Origin of the sequence: Microcoleus sp. FACHB-831 (genome assembly GCF_014695585.1) — a bacterium.
Taxonomy (GTDB): Bacteria; Cyanobacteriota; Cyanobacteriia; order Cyanobacteriales; family FACHB-T130; genus FACHB-831.
Genome location: NZ_JACJON010000075.1, coordinates 17,549 through 41,644 on the forward strand (window position 1 = coordinate 17,549; position 24,096 = coordinate 41,644).

At 46.0% G+C, this 24,096-nt stretch carries 19 protein-coding genes; 13 read left to right on the forward strand and 6 right to left on the reverse strand.

All coding sequences use genetic code 11. The features are described 5' to 3' along the window. Positions 1-2 precede the first annotated feature (2 nt). Positions 3-125 (forward strand): hypothetical protein, encoded by a 123-nt coding sequence (locus H6F77_RS28580; RefSeq protein ID WP_255515857.1) that lies wholly within the window; start codon positions 3-5, stop codon positions 123-125. A 406-nt stretch (positions 126-531) separates the two neighbouring features. On the opposite strand, the gene H6F77_RS23535 is transcribed toward H6F77_RS28580, so the two are convergent. Next, positions 532-1,026, reverse strand: a complete 495-nt coding sequence (locus H6F77_RS23535) for a hypothetical protein (protein WP_190491350.1) — start codon at positions 1,024-1,026, stop codon at positions 532-534. Positions 1,027-1,672: 646 nt separating this feature from the next. On the opposite strand from H6F77_RS23535, the gene H6F77_RS23540 reads away from it, so the two are divergent. Both H6F77_RS23540 and H6F77_RS23545 read left to right on the forward strand, forming a co-directional pair. Beyond that, complete coding sequence (locus H6F77_RS23540) at positions 1,673-2,926, forward strand: aminotransferase class V-fold PLP-dependent enzyme (protein WP_375335967.1); 1,254 nt, start codon at positions 1,673-1,675, stop codon at positions 2,924-2,926. A 479-nt stretch (positions 2,927-3,405) separates the two neighbouring features. After that, complete coding sequence (locus H6F77_RS23545) at positions 3,406-5,637, forward strand: choice-of-anchor Q domain-containing protein (protein WP_190491351.1); 2,232 nt, start codon at positions 3,406-3,408, stop codon at positions 5,635-5,637. Between the two features lie 103 nt (positions 5,638-5,740). Here H6F77_RS23545 and H6F77_RS23550 read toward each other — a convergent pair whose 3' ends face one another. Continuing rightward, positions 5,741-6,955, reverse strand: coding sequence for a glycosyltransferase family 2 protein (locus H6F77_RS23550; RefSeq protein WP_309228908.1), 1,215 nt, complete (start codon positions 6,953-6,955; stop codon positions 5,741-5,743). A 160-nt stretch (positions 6,956-7,115) separates the two neighbouring features. Between H6F77_RS23550 and rpaA the strand changes: the two genes are divergently transcribed. After that, complete coding sequence (gene rpaA / locus H6F77_RS23555) at positions 7,116-7,844, forward strand: two component system response regulator RpaA (protein ID WP_190491353.1); 729 nt, start codon at positions 7,116-7,118, stop codon at positions 7,842-7,844. Between the two features lie 98 nt (positions 7,845-7,942). Here the strand turns inward: rpaA and chlP are convergent, their stop codons facing one another. Further along, a complete protein-coding gene (gene chlP, locus H6F77_RS23560) occupies positions 7,943-9,163 on the reverse strand; it encodes a geranylgeranyl reductase (RefSeq protein WP_190491354.1) in 1,221 nt (406 codons plus the stop codon). A gap of 100 nt (positions 9,164-9,263) precedes the next feature. Between chlP and yidD the strand changes: the two genes are divergently transcribed. Together yidD and H6F77_RS23570 are read left to right on the forward strand one after the other, a co-directional pair. After that, positions 9,264-9,881 (forward strand): membrane protein insertion efficiency factor YidD, encoded by a 618-nt coding sequence (gene yidD / locus H6F77_RS23565; RefSeq protein ID WP_242022540.1) that lies wholly within the window; start codon positions 9,264-9,266, stop codon positions 9,879-9,881. Between the two features lie 176 nt (positions 9,882-10,057). Then, entirely contained in the window at positions 10,058-11,074 is a 1,017-nt protein-coding gene (locus tag H6F77_RS23570) for a sulfate/molybdate ABC transporter ATP-binding protein (protein WP_190491355.1), read from the forward strand. A gap of 44 nt (positions 11,075-11,118) precedes the next feature. Here H6F77_RS23570 and H6F77_RS23575 read toward each other — a convergent pair whose 3' ends face one another. Beyond that, positions 11,119-11,427 carry a helix-turn-helix domain-containing protein gene (locus H6F77_RS23575; protein ID WP_190491356.1) on the reverse strand — a complete coding sequence of 103 codons (309 nt, stop codon included), beginning with the start codon at positions 11,425-11,427 and terminating at the stop codon, positions 11,119-11,121. A gap of 180 nt (positions 11,428-11,607) precedes the next feature. Between H6F77_RS23575 and H6F77_RS23580 the strand changes: the two genes are divergently transcribed. From H6F77_RS23580 to H6F77_RS23605, 6 genes are all read left to right on the forward strand, one after another. Further along, complete coding sequence (locus H6F77_RS23580) at positions 11,608-12,108, forward strand: hypothetical protein (RefSeq protein WP_190491357.1); 501 nt, start codon at positions 11,608-11,610, stop codon at positions 12,106-12,108. Between the two features lie 165 nt (positions 12,109-12,273). Next, positions 12,274-13,932 (forward strand): ABC transporter substrate-binding protein, encoded by a 1,659-nt coding sequence (locus H6F77_RS23585; protein ID WP_190491358.1) that lies wholly within the window; start codon positions 12,274-12,276, stop codon positions 13,930-13,932. Positions 13,933-14,021: 89 nt separating this feature from the next. Continuing rightward, positions 14,022-15,047: an ABC transporter permease gene (locus H6F77_RS23590; protein WP_190491359.1), complete on the forward strand. Its 1,026-nt coding sequence runs from the start codon at positions 14,022-14,024 to the stop codon at positions 15,045-15,047. A gap of 464 nt (positions 15,048-15,511) precedes the next feature. Further along, positions 15,512-16,048: a hypothetical protein gene (locus H6F77_RS23595; RefSeq protein WP_190491360.1), complete on the forward strand. Its 537-nt coding sequence runs from the start codon at positions 15,512-15,514 to the stop codon at positions 16,046-16,048. A 130-nt stretch (positions 16,049-16,178) separates the two neighbouring features. Then, on the forward strand, positions 16,179-16,580 hold the full coding sequence (locus H6F77_RS23600) for a hypothetical protein (protein ID WP_190491361.1): 402 nt from the start codon (positions 16,179-16,181) through the stop codon (positions 16,578-16,580). A gap of 276 nt (positions 16,581-16,856) precedes the next feature. Further along, a complete protein-coding gene (locus H6F77_RS23605) occupies positions 16,857-17,243 on the forward strand; it encodes a pentapeptide repeat-containing protein (protein ID WP_190491362.1) in 387 nt (128 codons plus the stop codon). A 164-nt stretch (positions 17,244-17,407) separates the two neighbouring features. Here the strand turns inward: H6F77_RS23605 and H6F77_RS23610 are convergent, their stop codons facing one another. Continuing rightward, complete coding sequence (locus H6F77_RS23610) at positions 17,408-18,697, reverse strand: tetratricopeptide repeat protein (protein ID WP_242022543.1); 1,290 nt, start codon at positions 18,695-18,697, stop codon at positions 17,408-17,410. A gap of 142 nt (positions 18,698-18,839) precedes the next feature. Between H6F77_RS23610 and H6F77_RS23615 the strand changes: the two genes are divergently transcribed. Further along, on the forward strand, positions 18,840-20,036 hold the full coding sequence (locus tag H6F77_RS23615) for an esterase-like activity of phytase family protein (RefSeq protein WP_190491363.1): 1,197 nt from the start codon (positions 18,840-18,842) through the stop codon (positions 20,034-20,036). 123 nt (positions 20,037-20,159) lie between these two features. Here the strand turns inward: H6F77_RS23615 and H6F77_RS23620 are convergent, their stop codons facing one another. Then, the gene (locus H6F77_RS23620; protein ID WP_190491364.1) at positions 20,160-23,699 is read right to left on the reverse strand and encodes a sensor domain-containing protein; all 3,540 of its coding nucleotides are present in this window, start codon (positions 23,697-23,699) and stop codon (positions 20,160-20,162) included. Positions 23,700-24,096: the final 397 nt, after the last annotated feature.

A 24,096-nucleotide genomic window follows, 5' to 3' on the forward strand; every position in this document is an offset into this window, starting at 1 on the left:
ACTTGAAATTATTTTTAGTTACTTTTTCTGATAAAGAGGATGCTGGGGAGTTCTTAACCCTAGAAGCAGGCGATCGCCCCACTAAGGGCAATTTTCGGTTACTCAATTGGGTAGATGAATTTTAAGATAACATCTGAAAACAAAAGACGCTCAAATCCGCACGCCTTGAAATTCTTACTCCAGCGTAATAGTGAATAGCCTGCATAACCGGATGTAAAATTTGACGATTCATGATTTGTAACATTTGCCTAAATATAGGTATTTAGACTGGTGTATAGCGAGTCGTACCCCAACTTAAATACAACAGCCCTACCTAGCCTAATATCTAACGTCTTACTTTTGGTAGATGCGCTATTTTTTAAACCTTATCTACCTTTTAGCAAACTTGCGTTGCTTAACTTTTCACAAACAATACTTGCACATCTTTCCAAACTTGACGCAGGGTTATTGGAACTGACGATCTAGGAGTTTTCAGAGGGAATTAGCAATCACCACTTACAAATTACAACGGCCAATGCCTAAGTGCCAATTTTAATGATGAATCTGTAAATTCAATAGATAATGACCCATCTGGACTTTTTCTGACCATAGTTCGTATTCCAAATGTAGAGAAACGGGCAAGGGGCCACCTTCTAAGATCAGTTTGCGGGTATAGTTACGCATGCGTAATGGGGCATTTCCCCTAGCTGACTCGCTGTGCAACCAATAGCGGCTGATGCCATAAATGCCAGTTTCCCAAAGGTGACGATAACTGGTTTTGCCATTTCCCTGCATTGTCATAATCACCCGATAAGGCGAAAGTTCCAGCCACAAAAGTCGGGGGCTGTTATCGGGTGGCTGTGCGGACACGTCTGGTGTCTCGTCAGGTTCTGGCTCTCTGTCGGGAATGCCTGGTTCAGTCAACAGCAGGTGAAACCGCTCTTTGTCTTTTTGATATAGGGTGGCAGAGGTTTCGATGGTAGACCAGAAGGGTAAGTCTGTAGATACCATCGATAGACAAACGGGCCTGCGGTGATGCGTGAGCATACAAGGTGATATTTGGAAGGGACAAATCAAGCATAACTCTACCGCTTATCCCAAGTATGAGGAGGCTGCCCACCATATGCTTAATCTTGGGGGTGTAGGTGAGATATAAAAAATTTTTCCAGGGGGCTTGTCAAATCCTATATGGTACGGCTATGATTACAAAGGTGTTGAAAAACGCCGAATTGACAATCCTCAGTAGCTCAGTGGTAGAGCGATCGACTGTAAGGAACACGAGCAATTAGGGTGTTAGCCTATATTGCAAAACCTAGCAGCGCTGCTCGGTAACGAGTAGTGGAAAATCGGGTGAATTCAAGGAAACCGCAGCACTTAAGGTGGCGGCAATCTTGAGCCAAGTCTGGCGAAAGGCAGTGGGTTTCCACAGTAGCCAGAAAGGTGCAGAGACTAAAGATGAGGAGCCTATCCGATAAATCTTATAGCGCCCGACATCCCAAATAGGCAGTAAGCCTGTAAAACAAAGGGATGATGAAATAGTCCACCCTCTGCGGAAACGTAGGGACAAGTGTAATCGATTGGTCGCTGGTTCGAATCCGGCCTGGGGAGTTTAAAAATTTTGGATTTTAGATTTTAGATTTTGGATTGAAGAGGCAATCTAAAGTTTAAGTATTAAAATTTAAAATCCACAAAAATGATGCCCAAAGAAGCATATTTGGAAGATACGCTGGTTAGAAATTGGTTAGAGTTGTGGTCGCTTGACCCAACGGTGACGTTCCTGAATCATGGATCGTTTGGTGCTTGCCCGATAAAAGTGCTAGAAGCACAGCAGAAATTGCGATCGCGTTTGGAACACGAACCCGTAAGGTTTTTTGAGCGAGAGTTTGAGCAGTTGCTAGATGAGTCGCGGGAGGAACTGGCTCGCTTTGTGGGTGCTGACACAGAGGATCTGGTGTTTGTCCCGAATGCAACAACAGGAGTGAATGCAGTATTGCGATCGCTTGCCTATAATTCTCCTAGCGGCTCCTCAGTAATCTTCCAACCAGGCGACGAATTGCTGACAACCGACCAAGAGTATAACGCTTGCCGTAACGCGCTTGATTTTGTTGCCAGTTGTACTGGTGCGCGTATCGTCGTGGCGACTGTACATTTCCCGATTGAATCGCCGGATCGAATAGTTGAAACAGTCTTAGAGAAAGTTTCGCCAAGAACAAAGCTGGTACTGCTAGATCATATAACCAGCAAAACAGGGCTAATATTTCCTATCCAGCAGCTTGTAAGCGAGTTAAAAAAACGGGGTATAGACACCCTTATAGATGGTGCCCATGCGCCAGGAATGCTATCGCTAAACCTCCGCGATATTGGCGCTACTTATTACGCGGGCAATTGCCATAAGTGGTTGTGTGCGCCAAAGGGAGCAGCCTTTTTATATGTTGAAAAGAGCAAGCAGTCAGAAATTCGCCCGCTAACAATTAGTCACGGTGCAAATTCGCCTCGCACTGACAAGTCGCGTTTTCACCTGGAATTTGACTGGATGGGCACAGACGATCCAACAGCTTATATGTGTGTGGCGGAATCTATCCGATTTATGGGTTCGCTTTTGGCGGGTGGATGGCCAGAATTAATGCAGCGAAATCGCACAATGGTATTAGAGGCAAGAAAGATGCTGTGCGATAAGCTGGGCATAATGCCACCGTGTCCCGATGAAATGATAGGTTCGCTGGCGGTTGTGCCTTTGCCAGACGATTCGCATTTGTATCAAGATGGTGAACAACCGCCAGGAATGACTGCGCTACAAGATGCCTTATTTAAGTGGTTCAATATTGAGGTACCAGTGTTTTACTGGCCTGCTTTTCCTAAGCAAATGATGCGAATTTCTGCTCAGTTGTACAACACACCAATGCAGTATGAATATTTGGCTCAGTCGCTCAACGAATTAATAGCATAGTTTAGTTCTATTGTTGATAACAATAGATTATCAATTATGGAATATAAACGGCAAACCTTAGAACTGAGGTAATTAGCTTTATTGGTATAGCAGGTAACACAACAACTTCCCAAATATGGGCATTTTGCTATGCTAAAAATATTTTGTGGTTCTTATAATTCTTTTTACTACTTTAGAAAGATGTCAACTTACGGCGTTAAAAGTTAAGCACATCATTTGATTGACAAAGCTGACAAATGTAGACCGTCTAAAAATTTGCTTTTCAGTAAATTTACTGATATTTCTGCTGATAGAAAATCGATAAAAAAATTTTAATGTATTTTGGCTTAAATTATACGTTTTATCCTAAGTATTTCTGTTAGTTACGCTATTGAATTGGTAAAACCAATATCGATGTGACACTTTACATTCCGTAACGCGCCAGCAGAAACTGTTAGCGTCGGGTAGTTAATAATCTGGATAGATTTTCAGGGTGCATTATGAATAGAACTCATTTGGTTGCCTTAGCTACCATTAGCTTTGGCGCGACTGTAATGGGCTACGTTAAACCAGTCTCATTGTTACAGGGCGATATTGCTTTGGCAGTCTGCACAGCTTTTAGCATTAATTCGTCTGTTTGCAACGGTAACTTTGAAACGTCTTCTGGGAGTGCAATTGCTGCCAACCCAATACCTACACAAGGGGATGGTAAAGAAGTTGCTCCAGACAGCAAATCTAGCATGGAAAAGCTTACTGAACTGACAGATTATTGTAATTCTGGAACGATAACGAAGACAGTCCGAGGAATAGACACAGACGGCAGAATTTACAACGTTTATTATGACTTTAGTCGGGGTAGCGAGAAGATTAATCCTACAGCCTGCGGTCGAGAGTATTGGATTGCAGTAGAGGGGAGCGATCGCAACTACGGAATTGTATTTGTTTACCTCGTCGATGGGCAAAAAAATCGGGTTTATCCAGGTCGTTATGTAGAAACTATTAACGGGGATATCACTACTTGGAATGGGAATACAACGAACCCTCAACTCCGCAGAACTCAGCCGCAGCTAAGTAAAATGCCCGGAACGCGAGTCAGCGTTCAAGGACAAGGATCGCAACAAGCTGTTCCTACTCCGAGGACGACAGAAGGCGGCTCGCCAAATTCTAACCCAAGCTCTACACAAGGCAATAGGCAAAACAGCTCGGAAAATTCCAAACCAAGCTCTAGACAAGGCAATAGGCAAAGCGGGTCGCAAAGTTCTAAACCAAGCTCTACACAAGGCAATAACGGCAATCCTCCCAAAAGAAATGGTAATACCCCTCCCACAACACTACTTTCTAAAGTAGTCGGTACTGGAGTAGCTGCAAGCTGCACGGAAGCTGCATTCATTACAGCTTTAACTGGCGGCGGTAGTATTACTTTCAAATGCGGTTCCAGTCCTATAACAATTAGAGTTACGGAGAAATTAATTTCTGCTAACACAATTATTGATGGAGGTAACTTAGTTACCCTAAGTGGTGGAGGAACGAACCGCATCTTCAAGACCGCAGACAATTACATCGAACTCACCGTTAAAAACCTAACTATTGCTAACGGCTACACTACGGAAGACGGTGGCGGAATTTTTCTCGGCTACCGAGGCAAATTAACTGTGATTAACTGCAAATTCAATAACAACAAATCCACCAAGAACACAGCAGATAGTGGAGGCGGTGCTATTTTCAGCAAAAGTGAAAGTACACTTACTGTGGATAACAGTACCTTTACCGGAAACCAAGCTGCCAACGCAGGCGCAATCTACAACTTACTTAGCAACTTAACTGTTACTAACAGTACTTTCACAGGTAATAAAGCAGTTAATTCAACGCCTGCTGGTAGTGGTGGTGCTATAGCAATAGATGGTGCAAATCCCACTGGTAACACTGGAAAAATCCAAATAACTAATAGCAAGTTTGTTGACAACACTGGTATTTTTCAGGGAGGGGCAATCTCTGTCCAACTGTACAATAGCGACGCTATGACAATCGACCAATCAACCTTTAGTGGCAACAGTATCACGGGAACTGGATCTCAAGGGTTTGGTGGTGCGATATTTCATACCAGCGACCAGAAGAACTACAGCCGACTCACTATAACCAACAGCACCTTTTCTAGTAATACTGCCAGCAATCAAGGCGGTGGTATTTGGACTGGTAATGGCGCCATCGTAAATATTACCAATAGCACCATATCAGGCAATAAAGCTGAGAGTTCTAGCGGGTTAAGTGGTACAGGTGGGGGTATTATGAGAACGTCAGGCAGGATCAACCTAACCAATACCACGATCGCTAACAATTATGCTGGATTCCAAGGCGGTGGAATTATTGGCAATACATCGGTAACGCTGAAAAATACCATCATCGCCAACAATAAAGCTTACAATGGGGGCAAGGGCTGGAATATCAAAAATAATTGTGGGGATCAAATGACTAACGGTGGCAATAACCTACAATATCCCGCTAGAAATTTGAACGATACAAGTGACAAAGACTGCGTTAGTGGTATCAAAACAGCCGATCCCAAACTAGGTTCGCTTGCTAATAATGGCGGCTCTACTCAGACTATGGCGCTATTGAGTGGTAGCGCAGCTCTTAACGCAGGTAACAATTCTACCTGCCCGACAACCGATCAACGTGCAGTTACAAGACCGCAGTACGTTACGTGCGATATCGGGGCTTTTGAATTTAAGTAGTTGGGGTCTAAAATATATTAGGAATGCGGATGGACGGAAAATAATGTTTTGAGTGTTGAGGGCGTTGTGCTATTAGGAATTAGGGCAACTCAACACTCAAAACTTATAACTCTTTAACAGCAGGTAGCTTTAGTTCTCGCCCGCGCCACGTCCAGCCCCAACCTGTTTCTGTTTTTATGACTGAGGCTAGAGCGATCGCCGCCACTAGCGCCCCCCCCATACCACTCAGCCACCAATACTTTGGCGGACACTGGGAAATTTTGGCTCCTTCCACGCGCAGGTTGTACTGTAACCAAATCCCAATTAGCGACAAACCTATTGTCAGAAAATCAAGCAAATTCAGGTTACTAAAAAAGCACTTACCCAAGAAAAGCGCCAACCCCAGCCAGGGAACCGGGTAAACCATCACCATAATAAAGGCTAGGTAGACCATAAGCCATACACTACGCTGGGCACCCAGATACAGATTTTTCGTCCAGCCCTCCCAAAGTGCCCCCCAAGACCGATACATCCGCACGGAGGCTATATCTGGTCGTGGTGCATATTGCAGCTTTAGACCAGCTTGTTTGACCCGTCGCGCCAGTTCCACATCTTCGACAACTTCACCAGCAACCGCGCGGTGTCCACCAATTTTGTCGTAGGCTGAACGGCGAAACAGCATGAACTGCCCAGAGGCAAAGGTTGTTTCAGAGTTGCGATCGCTAACGCAGGCAAAATCAAAGCAAACTGCTAGATGATTGAACATCACTGGCTGCACCAGCCACTCTGCCCAACACTCACACACCAGCGCTGGCGCACAGCTGAGTAAATCAATTTGTTCTTGCTGGGCTATTTGAATAACTTTTTCAATTGCTCCCTCTTTGAGGCGCACATCGGCATCAATAAACAGCAAAAACTCTCCCTGTGCCAGTTCTGCACCCTGAGTGCAAGCCCAGTTTTTGCCTACCCATGTATCGCCTGCTGGTCTAGTTTGCCCCGCAATAACTTTCAGCCGCTCGGTCCCGTTGTTTTGCTGTAAATAGTCTGCTAGAGCATAGGTTTCATCTGTCGATTGGTCGTCCACCACCAAGACTTCCACCTGTGGCGAGGGGAGATCTGAGGAGATGCCCTCTTGAGAAAGGGGGGGTTCTAGCAAAGGGGTGCTGTTTAAGACAGCGATCGCGCACGAGTGAATATTATCTGCCTCGTTGTAGGCAGGGATAATGACGGATACGCGATCGCCCGCTAGCCTGGGGTTAGCTGCCCCCACAAATGAACGCAGAGTGTTAGCTCCAGCTATAGATTGCCGCAGTTTGGACGAATATATCGCCGACACCACCAGAGAAAAAATCAGAATTATAAACAAACTTTTTTAACCGCCCGCGATTATCTTCACAAAGAATTTAGAATCGTTGCGTATAATTTGTACAGGAATCTTCGTATTCTTGTAAAGGTTTTTCTCAAACCATTACAAACACTGTAGCCCAAACCCTTTAGCGATGCCCCGGATACTCGTCATCGACGACGACGCTGCCATCTCAGAATTAGTCACCATCAATTTAGAGATGGCTGGATACGATGTCAGCCAAGCCGAAGACGGCATTAAAGGTCAGGCACTGGCTTTGCAACTGCTGCCCGATTTGATTATGCTCGACCTGATGCTGCCCAAAGTAGATGGCTTTACCGTCTGCCAACGCCTGCGTCGGGATGAGCGCACAGCCGATATTCCAGTCTTAATGTTGACAGCTTTAAGCCAAACTTCAAATAAGGTAGACGGCTTTAATGCTGGTGCTGACGATTACCTGACTAAGCCCTTTGAAGTGCAAGAAATGCTGGCGCGGGTGCGGGCGTTACTGCGACGCACCGACCGTATACCTCAAGCCGCCAAACACGCCGAAATCTTGAGCTATGGCCCTTTGACGCTCGTACCGGAACGATTTGAGGCTATTTGGTTCAATCAGACTGTGAAACTGACCCACTTGGAGTTTGAGCTACTGCACTGCTTGCTCCAGCGTCACGGTCAAACTGTTTCTCCTAGCGAAATACTTAAGGAAGTTTGGGGCTATGACCCAGACGATGATATTGAAACGATCAGGGTTCACATCAGGCACTTGAGAACCAAACTCGAACCCGAACCGCGTCACCCGCGCCATATTAAAACAGTCTACGGTGCAGGCTACTGTCTGGAGTTACCCAGCAGCGAACAAATCACTGCCGACGTTGGTTAAAAGCCAAAAATAAAAAGGCAAAAGAAATACACAAGCTCCTTTCTTTTGCCCTCGTTCCCAGGCGGGAGCCTGGGATTGCTTTTTAGTTTTTACTTTTGTTAGGGAGCTAAAGCACTACCCCGCAGCAAGCTGCCGATGGTCTTAGCTGTAATCTTCAACTGAATCAAGGGATTAGCCGGGACAACGGTTTTGTAGAGATAGCTATCAAATGTCAGCTTCTGCACATCCTCGTCAGCGCACATCTCAACAAAGGCTTCCCTCGTGGCGTCTGAGCGATAGAAGACGGTTTGCAGGATATCCAGCACTTTGTAGGTGAGGCCGTACTTTTTATCCCAACGCTTCAGGTAAACTTTGAGATCCGCTTCTGTAGGAATGCGGGTTCCGCCATTGGAAAATTCCACAATGGTTTCCGCGCACATCCGAGCAGACTTGGCAGCAAAGTAAATTCCTTCGCCAGAAGATTTGGTAACAGTTCCGGCGGCGTCTCCCACTAGGGCGACTCTACCGACAACGCGGCGGGGTCTGGGATGTTCGGGAATTGGGTGAGCTTCTACTTTGATAATTTCGCCGCCCATTAGTTTCTTGGCAGCCCTAGCGCGGATACCCGCTTGCAACTGCTTGATGCTGGCTTGGTTGACGCGCATCGTACCAGTGCCAACGGCTACGTGGTCGTATTTGGGGAATACCCAGGCGTAGAAGTCGGTAGAAACGTCGTCACCGACGTACATTTCTGCCAAGTCGTTGTAGTAAGCCATTTTGTCTTCTGGCAGGCGAATGCGCTCTTGGAAAGCGATCGCGTAGTTGTAATCGCCAGCGTCTATGGCTTTAGCAACCCGAGAATTCGCGCCATCTGCCCCAATCACCAAATCAGCTTGCAGCGTTTTGGCGGTTCCTACAAGGCTACCATCCGAATGATCGGCATAGTGGATGGTGTAGGGGTCTTTATTATTGGTGGGGATTTCCAGTTTGTGAACTGTGCCATTAATCAGCTTTGCGCCTAATTTGGCAGCGCGATCGCGCATGAACCCGTCGAGAATTTCCCGGCGGCACATCCCGATATATTCATTGTCGTTGCGGATGTTGATATCAACTTCCACATTTGATGGTGAGATCATCTTCATTTTTCTCACCTGGCGGTCAATGATATGGGGAGGGAGGTCAAACTCACTCACCATACACAGCGGGATTGCACCCCCACACGGCTTTGCATTGTCTAACTTGCGTTCAAAAAGGTAAGTTTCAATACCGGCTTTTGCTAAAGTTTCGGCAGCTGAGGAGCCTGCCGGACCCGATCCAACAACAGCAACCCGTAGTGTCAAAGGTCCTCTCCCAATTATCTTACGGCTACAAGGTGTGATGTTATCACGGACTTCCCGTTCTCTTGACACCAATTTTCTGAGATGCAATAGACCTTAACACATGCATCCCTTAATCTCGGTTGCTGCGCTTGTAGCTGATATCGACAACCCCAGAAGTTTGCGATCGCTACCACGCAGCATGAACGCTCATTTCTTCGATTCAGCAATTAGGCAAATCGCCACTACATCTATTAGCGGCTATCAAAAGTACATTTCCCCCCGAAAAGGCTTTTCTTGCGCCCATAGGTTACTCTACAAGAGCGAATCGTGTTCTCACTATGTCAAACGCATTGTCGCAGAACAAGGATTAGCCGCAGCTCTCAAAGCATCCCGCCAACGGTTCCAAGATTGTCGAGAGGCTAACCAAATTTTGAGAGCCAGGTACAACAGATATACCTATGCCAGCCAGAACCGCGAAGAGGAGCAAGAACGAAACAAACTAAAGAAAAATAATACTCACTACTCTAACGATTGCAGTAATTGTTCTAGTGGAGATTGCGACGCTATCGCAGCTTGCTGCACAACAGATCCCGGAGATTGCGGTACGCCAGATTGCGGAGATTGCAATACTGGAATTGACTGTGGAACCATAGATTGCGGCTCTGGGCTAGATTGTGGAACCGTAGATTGCGGCTCTGGGCTAGATTGTGGAACCATAGATTGCGGGGGTTGCGGTTAGCACAAGTTTACTTAACATAAACGCATATTTCATGGTATAAAACTACAGTAAACTCGTAGGCTAACCGGAGATTGATTGCAGTACATAAACTTGTGGCTGTATTCAAACTATCGGTAGTCTTAGTTTTGTTGCAGTTAAATATCTTTGTAAGTTAACTACTAGAGAGGGCGTTGAAAGTGGGCATATTAGTTGAAAATGTATCCAAGGATTTCGGAAGCTTCAAAGCGGTTGACCAAGTTGACTTAGAGATTAAAAGTGGCTCTCTGGTAGCCTTATTAGGGCCATCGGGTTCGGGAAAATCGACCTTGTTGCGGCTGATTGCGGGTCTAGAGATGCCAGATAAGGGCAAAATCTGGCTTACGGGCAAGGATGCTACCTATCAGAGCGTTCAAGATCGCAATATCGGGTTTGTGTTTCAACACTATGCGCTGTTCAAACACCTGACAGTACGGAAGAATATTGCCTTTGGCTTAGAAATTCGCAAGACGCCGCCAGCGAGAGTGAAGGCAAGGGTAGAAGAATTGCTGGATTTAGTGCAGTTAACCGGGCTGGGCGATCGCTACCCGTCACAGCTATCCGGCGGTCAAAGACAGCGGGTTGCCCTCGCTAGAGCTTTGGCAGTAGCACCAGACGTTTTGCTTTTAGATGAACCCTTTGGCGCATTAGATGCCAAAGTCCGGAAAGACTTAAGATCGTGGTTGCGGCGCCTGCACGATGAAGTTCACGTTACTACAGTTTTTGTCACCCACGATCAAGAAGAGGCGATGGAAGTAGCTGATGAAATCGTGGTGATGAACAAAGGTCGTGTCGAACAAGTGGGGACGGCAGCACAAATTTATGACAACCCAGCCACAGCATTTGTAATGAGTTTCATTGGCCCCGTCAACGTGCTGCCAAGCACATCTCGCATTTTCCAAGAAAATGGATTTGATTCTGCTAATCCCGAAATTTTCCTGCGTCCTCAAGATGTTTTGGTAGACACGAAGCCAAACGGCAGCACGGTTCCTGCCAGAATCAGCCGCATAATTCATCTAGGTTGGGAGATTCAGGCAGAATTAACTTTGGAAGATGGTCAGGTGGTAAACGCACAGATCGCACGCGACAAGTTTGATGAGTTAAAGTTAGAGCCTCAACAGCGGGTTTATGTTAAGCCAAAGGATGCTAGATCTTTCCCGCTTTATTATGAAATCTAGCTTTTTTGTGGGGCCGGGAGCTTCCCGGTCCCACAAAAAAAGTTTTAAGCGTCCATCTTTTTTACGGTATAACTTCTTTGAACAGCAACTTCACCAATTTCATTGCTGTTAACTCGGTTAGATCTTCCTGCTTGACGCTGCTGGTGTTCAAGCATTGATTTATTGCTTGCGTTGGCTAATTCTTCGGGCGTGCATTTAAACAAACGAAGGGCTTCTAAGTATTTTTGAACAGTCATCGTTGGTGGAGTACGGCCTGCCTCCCAGTTCCGCACGCTTGTTTCACTTATTGCAAGCCTGAATGCAACTTCTATACGGCTCAACCCTGCACGCTTTCTCAGGGCTTGCATATCCATAGTTAAAAAACTCCCTTGCTAAAACTTAATAATGAGTTTAGCAAATTTATTGACAGGAAATATCCAAAGGAATAAAATTAAATTAATCAAATGACAAAGCGATCGCCTTCGGTCCTGCAAAACTAAGGCGATCGCTAATAAATAAACTAAAAAATCCCATTAATTGGGATAACAACGATCATGTTAACAAAAATAGAATTAATTAAGCAACATCAAAACTGCGAGTATCAAAGTTGCCCAAGCGCACCGAAAATTGTTATAGAGTCGGAGGTGCTGCCGGATTTAGCCAGGTTTGTGACAGCAGAAGCGATCGCCCTACACCTGGAACTAGATCTGCAACAAATTAAAGAAATACGTTGCTGGCGTTACGTGATGTTAGTTGTAGCGCAAGGCATCACCACATTTGTCAGTTACGCCGACATTCCACCAATTTTGGGAGTAGCAGCACCCACAGGTAAAGATATGCTTGTGTGGCGCAAGCGTTGGAAGCAACACGCGCAAAAAGCGCCGGAATTTTGGGTAAATTTTTACGCGGGTAAGTTTAGGCAATCTCGCACCGCAGCAGAAATGTACAGATGGGGACAACTGGTGAAGGCGATAAAATTTGGCTTGACCCAAGCCGCCGTGCAGTGCCTGAATAGCTTTTATGCGGCAGAGAAATATGCCTTTGGGCATTTTTGAGGGCTGGTGACAAATACAAGATATGCCTGATGGATCGGTTCCCTAGTTGGAAAATTTAATTGCCAGTCAGCCAGTCTCACCAGGAAATGCCGATCCACTATAGTGAGGATGCTTCGTCAGGCATATATTTGTATAGCTGCACTTCTTTGGAAACATCTCAACCTTATGAACTGGTTTCGCTTGTCCGTCAGCAAGTGGCGATCGCTTGTAAAATTCATCGGTTTGTTCTGTCTTTGCTTGGTTGTAGCCATTAGCTGCGGGAGGCGTCCAGATGCTACTACGCCAAGCGGTTCTCCTAGCGCCGCCACAAGCACGGGCGACGGTCGCATTACCATCGGTACGACACTGAAGCCGCGAATACTCGACCCAGCAGAAGCATATGAACTGCGATCGCTAGGGTTCGTGCATAACATGAGCGATCGCCTCTATACCTACGAACCAGGCAGCACGACACTCAAACCCCAATTAGCTACTGCCTTACCTAAAATTAGCGCCGATGGTTTGACTTACACCATCCCCATACGCCAAGGAGTTATCTTCCACGATGGCACGCCCTTCAACGCCGCAGCAATGGCGTTTTCCCTGCAACGCTTTATCGAAAATAAAGGTAAACCATCCTTCTTGCTAGCTGATACGGTTGACTCCTTAAAAGCAACTGGAGAGTATGAGTTAACCATCAAACTCAAAAAGCCATTTGCTGCCTTTCCGTCCTTGCTGGCATTTAGCGGCACTTGTGCAGTTTCTCCCAAGGCTTACAAAATTGGGTTAAATAAGTTTGAGCCGAATACATTTGTAGGAACTGGCCCTTACAAATTGGCAAGCTATGGCACTGATTCGCTGCGGTTTGATTTGTTTGACAAATATTGGGGAGACAAACCAGCAAATCAGGGCGTTAACGTGCAAATATTTGCCAACAATGCTGCAAATTTGTTTAATGCCTTCAAAACTGGTTCTGTGGATATTGCCTATTTGTCCCTCGATCCAGACCAGATTCGTACCTTAGAACAGGGAGCCACTAGCGGCGGCTATCAATCAATTTCGGCTCAGGGTAGCGTAGTTAGCTTTTTGGTACTTAATGTCAGACAAAAGCCTTTAGATAACCCAATTGTGAGACAGGCGATCGCGGCAGTTATCAATCGACCGCTGCTAAAAGATCGGGTTCTCTACGGCCAAGCCGAATCGCTTTACAGCATGATACCCACAACATTTGATGTTTCCACGCCACTGTTTAAAGACAAGTATGGTGATGGCGACACTGCAAAAGCGAAACAGTTGCTTGAACAAGCTGGGTATTCGGCAACCAATCCCCTGAAGGTGCAAATGTGGTATCCATCGGAATCGCCTACTCGCAGGCTAGCTGCAAGCACGCTCCAGGCACTTGCCGAGCAACAGTTGGGTGGAGTGTTGCAATTTGACGTGCAGACTGTGGATGGCGCAACCTTCTTTAAAGATATTGCCAAGGGTTCCTATCAGACAGCTTTGCTGGACTGGTATCCCGACTTTCTCGATCCAGACAACTACGTGCAGCCGTTTTTGCAGTGTAGCAAGGGGTCAGCAGCCAAGGGGTGTGATGAAGGGGGAAGCCAGACGCAGGGAGCGTTTTACTATAGCGATCGCATCAACCAGCTAATTGACCAAGAGCGCAAGGAGCAAAATCCTGAAGCTCGGAGGAAAATTTTTGCAGAAATTCAAGAGATAGTGGCGAAAGATGTACCTTACGTCCCCTTGTGGCAGAGCAAAGACTATGTGTTTTCCCAAAAAGGTGTGACGGGAGTGGGTATAGAACCAACCCAAACTCTTCCCTACTCGACAATGAAAAAATAGTTCATGGTTCATAGTTCATAGTTGATTGTTCATCGCCATCAACTATGAACTCTTACGTCTTTAATCCAAAATCCAAAATCCAAAATCGGATGTCTCGTTCCAAAGCTCTGCAATATTACATTACTGCTCGTCTGCTGCTAGCTCCCCTGATGCTGTGGACAATTGTCACCCTTGTGTTCTTGCTACTACGAGCGACCCCAGGCGACCCAGTTGACGCCATTTCCAGCGGTCGCCTGTCGGAAAGCGCCAAAGAAACATTGCGACAACAGCTAGGTTTGACAGATCCCCTGTGGGTGCAGTATTTCCGGTATCTGGGAGATTTGCTGCGTCTGGATTTGGGCACTTCCTTAAGCAGTGGCGCACAGTCGATTTGGGGGGAGATTTGGAAATACTTCCCAGCGACAGTAGAATTGGCATTTTTTAGTATGGCGATCGCCTTCATTGTAGGTGTCGGCGTCGGCACAATTTCTGCTTCCCGTCCCGGCACAGTTCTAGACGCTGGAGGACGACTTTTTGGCATCATCACCTACTCGCTTCCCATTTTTTGGGTAGGGATGATTCTGCAATTGATTTTCTCCGTCGGGCTGGGGTGGTTTCCCCTCGGAAACCGCTTCCCACCAAACTTACCAGCGCCGCAGGGTTTTACTGGTCTTTACATTATTGATAGTCTACTAAGCTTTAACTTCAGTCAGGTTTTCACCTCGCTGTACCATCTTGCCCTTCCCAGTTTGACTCTGGGAATTCTTCTAAGCGGCATTTTCGAGCGAATTGTGCGAGTAAACCTCAAGCAAACGCTAAAAGCTGATTATGTAGAAGCAGCTAGAGCCAGAGGAGTTCAAGAATCGCGTATTTTAATGGCTCATGCCCTGAAAAATGCCATGATTCCAGTTATTACTGTCTTGGGGCTAACGCTAGCATCTTTGCTGGGGGGCGCAGTTTTAACCGAAGTAACATTTTCTTGGCCTGGTTTAGGAAGTCGGCTGTATCAAGCCATCGGTGAGCGAGATTATCCAGCAGTGCAAGGAATAATGGTATTTTTTGCCGCAATTGTCACCTTCGCTAGTATTGCCATAGATGTTTTAAACGCTTATATAGACCCTCGAATTAGGTACTAAAACAATGCAGACAGCAGAAATACTTTTAACACTTCTGCTGTTCGCAGTTGTCAATTATTACCCCCATCACAGAAGTTAGAATTCTGCACCCAGATAAGCAAGGGAAATTACTCGAAGGCAAAATTTACAAAAAGTATAATGCTGGAGAACTTAGTCTTTTTTCAGTTGCAGACTATTACAAAAGGGTAGAAGTTGGGATTTAGCGCCCAGACGATCGAGTAGAATTAATAGCAGGGCAAATTATTAAGATGGCTCTAAAAAAACAGCGCCTTCTGCGCCAGTAGTCGGAGGTCAGGGTGTTGCTGAGATGCTACGCCCATTAGTTCAATAGTCGAAGTGAGTATTTAAGCTATTAACTGTAAGTTTAGATAAGATAGCTTATATCTCATCTCTATAGAAGCAAGTTATGTTCTAATTAAGGTGTTAGAGAGGTGTTACCTAAGCTGGGGGTGTAATATTATCTCATGTTAAGATTTTCATCTTTGATGGCTGCGATCGCGATCGCCTTTTTGGGACTGCTAGGTGGATGTTCCTCCGAGGAATCTGAACCAGCGCCTACCCCGTCCGCAGTAACTACTAAGCCTAAAAGGTCTAAGACTGCAACACAATCACTATCAGCATCACCATCTCCCCAGAAAGATACCTTTGACGATGCAAGCGACGCCGCCGCCAGTGCCGCAACAATTACTCAATCGGCGAAATCTAAGTACGATTGGGATTTGGTGGCTAGTAAGTGGGAAGAGGCAATTGTTTTGATGAAAGCAGTGCCGTCTTCTAGCAAAAATTACGCTTTAGCTCAGAGAAAGGCCGCAGAGTATCAGAAAAGTTTAGTATTTGCCGCAAAAAAAGCAGGTCGCGCACCCAACGTTTCTTCACCAAAACCATCTGCAACAGCCGGAACTCAACCGAACACCACGCCATCTCCGACAGCCGTAAATAAACCCAAAACCACGCCCCAAGCCTCACCCAAGGCAACTCCACAACCAACCAAGTCTCCTTAGCCAAGGGCGATCGCATCTTCATTGCGCTTATTAATTCTTTACTTTATAAAACTTGGCAAATTTTCTGTTACGCGCAGTCGTCACAAGGGAACTCTAAAGATAAGGTAGTTCACTAGGGGAAGCGGGAATTATGAAATTACGGATTTTTACAAGCATTGTCTTAGCGTTAGCGATCGCCTCTTCAGCTCGCCCAAGTTTATCACAACAGTGGACAAAACCAGCAGTTAAACCACAGGCCAAACTAGCAGTCCAACCCAATCTCAATGCTCAACTCAAGAAAGCTTTATGCCTGCAAGACTGGGGGCGTTCTATCCAAATTCTAGATCGCATGAAGGTTTCTGCGCCTGAGTCCGCTGCTGAAATTTCAACTTATCGACAGCAAATAGAAGGTCTTCAGAGAAGCGGCGCTAAAATACCTAACTGGCCGAGCAATTGTACTGCTACTAATACAGAAAGCACAACTCCGGGTAGCTCTAATGCTGAAGCTAATAAAGCACCAGCAGGTATAGCCCAACCTAACGAAAATCAGTAACAAAAATATATACAAATTAATTAGTATTTTCTAGGAGGGAAAAGGGGTCAAAATAGCAGTTTACTGCTGTGGATGAATGAATATTAGACCATTGACAGACAGCAACCCATTCAACTTCTAACTATAGTCAGTCGCCAAACAAGATTCCTCCTCGAAGCCTTAAAGAATCTCATCCCTTTGGTTAGTCCGGTGGTAGGAGGCTAGCAGCCCTTCAATCCAACTACTCTAGTTTTAGAGGCTAATAGCTAGCTTCTGCCCACCTTGGAGGAAAGCAATATGAAACTAGAAATTCTAGCTACCGCAGCACTATTAAGCACAATATGTTTAGCACCTCCGGCTAAAGCTGAAAAGGTCTCAGATGTCAGTAGGTTAATCGAAACTAGAGAATGTGCAGGGTGTAACCTAGAAGGAGCAGATCTAAGAGATGCTCACTTAATAGGTGCCGATTTAAGAAATGCTAATTTGAAGGGAGCCAATCTAAAAGGTGCAAATTTAGAGGGTGCAGATTTAACGGGTGCTAACCTTGAAGGTGCAAATTTGAGGAAAGTTTTTGCGAGCGATGCTAGCTTGAATGATGCTAATTTGACGGGTGTTAATCTCACCGAAGCGAAGCTTTATAATGCTGAGCTAGATGGTGCTAAATTGGCTGGAGCCGAGTTTTAAACTATACACCTTTGGGTTGCGATCGCAAGTCTACTTACAACACCGCCGCCAGAAGGAACTTTTCTCTTCATAAATAAATAGTGAGAAGAAGAGTGTTGAATTGAATTATTTAACTCAAAACTCCAACCTGAAAACTCAGAAGTATTGCCATTCTCTGGTTAACTTTACTGCGAACTTTGCTGAGTTACGCGGTCAATCTGAGTTGTGAAATAGGTTTCTTGATACTTCAAAGATTTGGCTAATTCCAACCCCTTTTGAAAAAATGTGAGTGCGTCAGAATACTTTTTCTGCTGCACATAAATTTGACCCATTTGGTCATAAGTATTCATCAAACCATAGTAATTGTAAGACTGTTGATCTACCTGTACTCGGATTTGATAAACCTGCAAAGCATAATCCAAATCGTCATAAGACTTGTGGAGCGCGGCTAGTTTTTGCAAAGCATCGCTAGCATAAGCAAACTGCTGTATCGACAACGCTAGAGAATAGGCTTCTTGATAGTTTTGACTGGCTTCATCGGGTTTACCCATCGCTTCATAGTCAGAAGCGATCGCTATCTTCAGCGGCGTTAACTGAGCGATGTCTTTTTTGTTAAGATAGCTCTCCGCCAGTTGTTGCTTCATCTTCAAAGCATTTTCTGGTTTTTTCGCCTTATCGTAAATGTAAGCAAGCTGTTGTATATAAACAACTTGGTTAAAAGAATCACCCTGAGCTAGAGCCAAATTCAGCAACTCTTCATAAGTCGCAGCCGATGCGGGATAGTCGAACCAGCTCATTTGCAGTTCCCCCATCGTCTTCAGGGTTGCCACTTGAGCCGTTGTATCTTGCCGCGCTTTGGTATCAGCAAGAATCTGTTGATATATTGGCAGCGCCAGTCCAGGCGATCGCATTTGCTGATAAGCTGTTGCCAACGCTTGTAGGAGTGCTGGAATATCGGCATCCTCTATTTTTAAGGCAGACGTGCTAGCGCTTGTTTTTGCAGGCTTCTTATTTTTTGCCTCAAGCTGTTGCTGAATCGCTTGTAGGCGTTGGGTAATTACTTGCACCTCGGTTGATTTATTGTTGTTCCAGGCAATCTCCCCAACTCGTCCTAGCGATCGCACTTCTTCTAAAGTACCTAGCGATCGCCGCAATCGCAGTTCGCGATACCAAATTTCAAAAGCTGCTGGTGAATTTCCCGCATTCAGTTGAGCAGTTGCTTGTGCGTTTAATTCATCTAGTGCGGTCCTCAACTGCTGCGTTTCTAGCTCGTTTAAAGGTCGTTCTAGGGTTGATTGAGGCAAAAGCGGATCGGGGGTTTTGGTTTTTATCTCCAATGGGTTCAGCTTAGACTTATTATCATCTGCCAATGCAACCGACCCAAAACCTAGCAGGAATGTCACGACAACAATTCCTACTCCCAGCTTTTTAAAACCCCATTTTCTCAAACCCATTTTCTTTAGTAAATCCTGCATCTTCTACTTGGCGCTCCCAGCGTTTTTGCGGTTCAAATTATTAATAAATCGAGTATTACAAGTATTTGTAGCTTTATTAGCTCAACTGACTGCTAAATTGAAGCCAGAGTTTCCGCTGTTTAGTTAAGCTTAGGAGAAAGAGGTGAACCGGATAAAATTCAGGATTTCGTCTTGGCTGATAGCAAGCGCGATCGCTGCTTTAACGTTTTTAACATCCTGTGCGTTACCTCGGGTCGATGCCGCGCAAAGAACTTTTCTGGACATATCCTTAGAATTTTTGGGCGAGTACCAGATGCCCAAGGCGGAGTATAAAGATACACCCGTCGGAGGATTATCAGGGCTTACCTACGACCGACAGCGCAACCTGTTTTATGCTGTTTCGGATGACCATAGCGAGCTGGCTCCAGCGCGATTTTACACCCTGAAGCTGATTTTAAATACCCCTGTCGAAGAAAAACCCAGCATTCAGAAAGTAGAAGTACAAGATGTCACCTATTTGGGAGACGAAAATGGCAACACAATACCCGAGGGAACAGTAGATACAGAAGCGATCGCCCTCTCTCCCCAGCAATCAGTATTTATCTCCAGCGAAGGCATTGCCAGCAAAAGCATCCCCCCCTTCGTCAACGAGTTTGATTTAAAAACTGGTAAATTGCGACAAAGTTTGCCCATTCCAAAACGCTATATTCCCGATGCGCCTGGAGAAAACCAGCGTCTGGGCATTCAGAATAACTTTGCCTTTGAATCGCTCACCCTCAATCCTACAGGAACCATCCCAGCTAAAGGAGAACCCTTCCGCCTATTTGCCGCTACCGAGTCAGCCTTAGTACAAGACAAAGATCCAGTTACAACACCTACCAAAGACAGCCCTAAACAGCAAGGAGCAAAATGCCGCCTGCTGCACTATTTACTCAGCGATGGGCCACCCGTGCTGATTTCTGAGCATGTCTACCAACTCGAACCACGACCCTCTGGCTCGGTATATCATGGCTTGACAGAATTATTAGCTTTGGATCAAGGCGGCCACTTCCTCAGTTTAGAGCGCTCTTTTGGTCTCTTGGGTTTCAACGCGCGGATTTTCCAGGCTGCAACTGGTGGAGCAACCGACACCTCCAGCATTGCCAGCCTCAAAGGGAATATCAGCAGCATTCAGCCAGTTAAGAAAAAGTTGTTGTTGGACTTAAACCAATTAGGGATCGCCTTAGACAATCTAGAGGGAATGACACTTGGCCCTCGCTTGCCAGATGGTAGCCAGAGTTTGTTGGTCGTTAGCGATAATAATTTCGACGAAAATCAAGTGACTCAGTTTTTATTATTTCGCCTCAACAGCAACCGTTAAGCAGCTAATAGGTAATGGGTAGTTGTCTATAACAGCGTTTGAAAAAGTAAAAAGAGAATCCCCCTAAATTTATTTAGGGGCAAGTGGCGGATCTTATTCCTTTTTACTTTTGCCTTTATTAGACTAGGCCTTACTTGGTTGAAGCAAAAACATTAAATCTAAAGCAGCTGCATTACCCAATCTTTCTTGATTTTCCTCATTCAGAGCTATCAGCGATGCTTGCAGCCAATATTTCTGGAGAACTTTGGTTGCATCTACAACAGATAAAGAGCGGCTGAACAAGTAACCCTGCATCTCGTCGCATTGGAGACTTCGCAATAATTGCAGTTGCTCGTGAGTTTCTACACCCTCTGCAACAACTCTAAGATTGAGGCCATACCCTAGCGTATTGACAGCAGAGATTATAGCTGTATCCTGCGGAGCGGATGTCAATTCGCGAATAAAAGATTGATCGATTTTGATTGTATGGAACGGAAATTTTTTCAGATAACTAAGAGAAGAATAGCCCGTTCCAAAATCATCCATAGAGATGTGAACGCCCATCGCCTGCAAATCGCTTAGCATGGTACGGGCAAACTCCACATTCTGCATTATCGTAGTTTCAGTAATTTCCAACTCCAGAAAGCGAGCCTCCAGCCCAGTTTCTGCCAACACCTGCCCTACCATTGCCACCAGAGTAGGCTGCTGAAACTGCCGAGCCGAGAGGTTGACTGCCACCCGCACTGGTGGGAAGCCTGCATCCTGCCAAGCTTTATTTTGGGCACAGGCAGTCCGCAACACCCACTCGCCAATGGGTACGATTAGTCCGTTGGCCTCAGCTAGGGGTATAAATGTTCCGGGAGCAACGAGTCCCAACTCGGGGTGCTGCCAGCGCACTAGAGCCTCCATCCCGGTGATCTCGCCAGTTTTGACGTTCACCTGGGGCTGGTAATAAACCACAAATTCTTCACGCTCCAGAGCTTGGTGCAGTTGATTCTCCAGCGCCAACAATTCCGAAGCCTGTGAGTTCATCGATGGGAGGTAAAAACGATAGTTATTCCGGCCATGTTCCTTAGCGCGGTATAACGCAGCATCAGCATTTCTTAATAGGGTTTGAACATCCCCGCCATCTTGGGGATAGAGGGCAATTCCGATGCTGCTGCTGATATAAAGTTCGTGACCCTCTAGATTAAAAGCTGGCTTGAGGGCTTCAAGAATTCGTTGGGCAATTTTGGCAGCATCTTCTGCATCATTAATTTGAGGGAGTAGAAGGGTGAATTCATCACCTCCCCAACGGGCAAAAGTATCGCCTTCGCGCAAACAGTATTTTAATCTTTCGCTAACACCTTGCAATAATTGATCGCCAATGGCGTGACCAAGGGTATCGTTGATAATCTTGAAGCGATCTAGGTCTAGAAACATGACAGCCAAACTGCTGTTGCTAGAACGTGCGCTTGTCAGTGCCGTGAAGACCCGCTCGTTGAAGAGAGTGCGGTTGGGCAGACCAGTGAGGAGGTCGTGAAAAGCTTGATACTGAATCATTGCTTCAGCAGCTTTGCGCGAGGTGATATCTTCTACGGCTCCTTCGTATCCTATTAAGCGATCGCTTGCATCATAAATAGCGTGACCGTTCTCAGAAATCCAGATTAAAGAACCGTCTTTGCGATACACTTGCGACTCGAATCCCCATAAAGCACCCTGCTCGTGGACCAGACGCTTGAATTCATCACGGCGATTTCTGTCAACGTACAATTGATGCTGGATATCAGTGACACTTGCTATTAGCTCTTCGGGTGAATCATAGCCATATATCCGCGCCAACATCGGGTTTGCTGTCAGGAAATAACCATCAACTGTGGTTTGGAAAATACCCTCGACAGCATTTTCAAAAATGCTGTGATACTTCTGTTCAGCCTGTCGTAATGCTTCCTCTGCGTGCTTGCGCTCGGTAATATCTTCGTAGCTGCCGAGAATGCCCACGACATTCCCTAAAGAATCGTGGAGTGGAATCTTGTTGGTATCCACCCAAGCCTGTTTGCCATCCGCCTGGAATTGGGGTTCGATAATATGATATTCCGGCGTGTCCGTATCCATGACGCGGGCATCGCACTCGCGGAAGAAGTCTGACTCCTCTTTTTTCCAGGCCAATTCGTAGTCTGTCTTGCCAACAATCTCCTCTGGACTGTTAAGGCCAGCGGCTCGTGCGAAGTTGGTATTGCAACCAAGATAGACTGAGTTTTTGTCTTTCCAAAAGATAAATTGAGGGATGTTGTCGAGAATTAGTTGGAGAAATTCTTCCTTCTCTCGCAGGGCTTGTTCGGCGTGCTTAATCTCGGTGATATCAGTGATGAAACCCTCGCGGCCAAGCACCCTGCCATTGCTGTCAAATACTGCCCTGCCTTTTTCCCAGAGCCATCTTTCCCCGCCTGATTTGGTACGAATGCGATATTCAACAACATAAGGTTGCTTGTTGGCGACTGCTTCATTAATTGCGATCGCTACTTTTGATAAATCTTCAGGATAGAGGATGGAATTATACGAAACTACTCCATTTTCTAATAGTTCTTCGCTTCTATACCCCGTTAAGTTAAGGCAGCCTTCGCTCAGGTATCGCATCGACCATTCAGGATCGTTTGAAGAGGAAAAAGCAATACCAGGAAGTGAATCAATCAAGGTGGCTAGCCGACGCTGGCTTTCCCGCAGTGCCTCCTCTACCAGCTTGCGCGAGGTAATGTCCTCGTAGACAGAAACCCAATATTTTTTGCCGGAAATCTCTAAAGTGCTTATACGGCCATAGGTTATGAACGGGGTGCCGTCTTTCTTACGGTTTTCGATCTCCCCAGACCACGATCCCCCAGCCTGCAACAAACTCGTTATTTCACCTATAAGTCGGCTATTTTGATGGGCATTTAGAACCGATACGCGCTCGCCGAGCAACTCACCTTGCGAGTATCCAAACATCGCATCAAATGCCGGATTGGTGAGGAAAATTATCCCGTTTTCGTCAGAGACGTTGACGCCTTCTACCATGCTCTCTAGGACTTGCACCTTAGTTTTTATCGCCTCAGTTCGCTTGCGCTCCGTAATGTCGCGAAGGAGCCAGCGCAGGGCGATCGCTTTGTCTTCTCGTTCGCACGTAGCAGCAACCGTTACGGCAGCATCAAAGTAACCTTCCTCTGGTTGCCGCAGGCGCAATTCCCACTCGTGAACTTGGTCTATCCGGCACATCCAGTTTAGATGGGAATTAAAAGTTTGCCGCTCTTCTTCAGGGACGAAGCTAAGCAGGGGTTTGCCCACCAAGAAATGCTGGCTTACCTTGAACAGCCTTGCAGTGGCGCGGTTGGCTTGCTGGATCGTACCTTCTGCATCGGTCACTAGGTAGGCGTCTGGAGCAAACTCAAAAAGATCTTGGTATTGCGTTAGGTTTTCTTCTAATGCCTTGGTACGCTCAAGCAGTTGCTGATTTTGTTGGCACAGCTGCTCGTTGGCTGTAAGTAATTTTTCTAAGGCGACGCGCAGCTCTTCTTCATAGATGGCGAGGAACTTTTGTTGATGAATCGGCAAATCATCAGCCGTCTGATGTAGTACAGCGACGCGATCTGCGCTAAAGTGCTGGGGCGGGCACGGGGGCACCGCCCCTACGCGCACGATTTCTATATTCTGGGCAAATTCGTTTACGCTCATCAGTGCGACCTCTTTGTGGTTTTTTACCCTGGAACTGCAAGAACCCAAGGCACGATAATTTCAACTCTTACTGCCATTGCCCCATGAAAATTTAGGTTTGGAAGGGCGAAGCTAACCGCAGAATCGTGCTTTGTCTCTACCTGCAACAGTCTGCCTGCAACTTCTTCCTGTCCGCGCTCCGTGATGTTCTAACCCGTACTAATAAACCCCTGAAATCGTGGCTTTTTTGTAAAAATTACTGACATGGTGCTATCCGGCTGGGGAATTTAGTCTGGAGCCATTGACAAAATTACCAGCTGTTATCCCCAATAAGTTGTGGCCATTTCAGCTATTAAACCCTGGAATCTCCGGAAATGCTAGTACTAACACTTATTTTCTTTATTAAGTCCTCTATCTA

Bases quoted from the DNA above. Each gene is read 5' to 3' on its own strand.
- H6F77_RS23535 (WP_190491350.1), bottom strand. From the start codon at position 1,026: ATGCTCACGCATCACCGCAGGCCCGTTTGTCTATCGATGGTATCTACA.
- H6F77_RS23540 (WP_375335967.1), top strand. From the start codon at position 1,673: ATGATGCCCAAAGAAGCATATTTGGAAGATACGCTGGTTAGAAATTGG.
- H6F77_RS23545 (WP_190491351.1), top strand. From the start codon at position 3,406: ATGAATAGAACTCATTTGGTTGCCTTAGCTACCATTAGCTTTGGCGCG.
- rpaA (WP_190491353.1), top strand. From the start codon at position 7,116: ATGCCCCGGATACTCGTCATCGACGACGACGCTGCCATCTCAGAATTA.
- yidD (WP_242022540.1), top strand. From the start codon at position 9,264: ATGCATCCCTTAATCTCGGTTGCTGCGCTTGTAGCTGATATCGACAAC.
- H6F77_RS23575 (WP_190491356.1), bottom strand. From the start codon at position 11,427: ATGGATATGCAAGCCCTGAGAAAGCGTGCAGGGTTGAGCCGTATAGAA.
- H6F77_RS23580 (WP_190491357.1), top strand. From the start codon at position 11,608: ATGTTAACAAAAATAGAATTAATTAAGCAACATCAAAACTGCGAGTAT.
- H6F77_RS23585 (WP_190491358.1), top strand. From the start codon at position 12,274: ATGAACTGGTTTCGCTTGTCCGTCAGCAAGTGGCGATCGCTTGTAAAA.
- H6F77_RS23590 (WP_190491359.1), top strand. From the start codon at position 14,022: ATGTCTCGTTCCAAAGCTCTGCAATATTACATTACTGCTCGTCTGCTG.
- H6F77_RS23595 (WP_190491360.1), top strand. From the start codon at position 15,512: ATGTTAAGATTTTCATCTTTGATGGCTGCGATCGCGATCGCCTTTTTG.
- H6F77_RS23600 (WP_190491361.1), top strand. From the start codon at position 16,179: ATGAAATTACGGATTTTTACAAGCATTGTCTTAGCGTTAGCGATCGCC.
- H6F77_RS23605 (WP_190491362.1), top strand. From the start codon at position 16,857: ATGAAACTAGAAATTCTAGCTACCGCAGCACTATTAAGCACAATATGT.
- H6F77_RS23610 (WP_242022543.1), bottom strand. From the start codon at position 18,697: ATGCAGGATTTACTAAAGAAAATGGGTTTGAGAAAATGGGGTTTTAAA.
- H6F77_RS23620 (WP_190491364.1), bottom strand. From the start codon at position 23,699: ATGAGCGTAAACGAATTTGCCCAGAATATAGAAATCGTGCGCGTAGGG.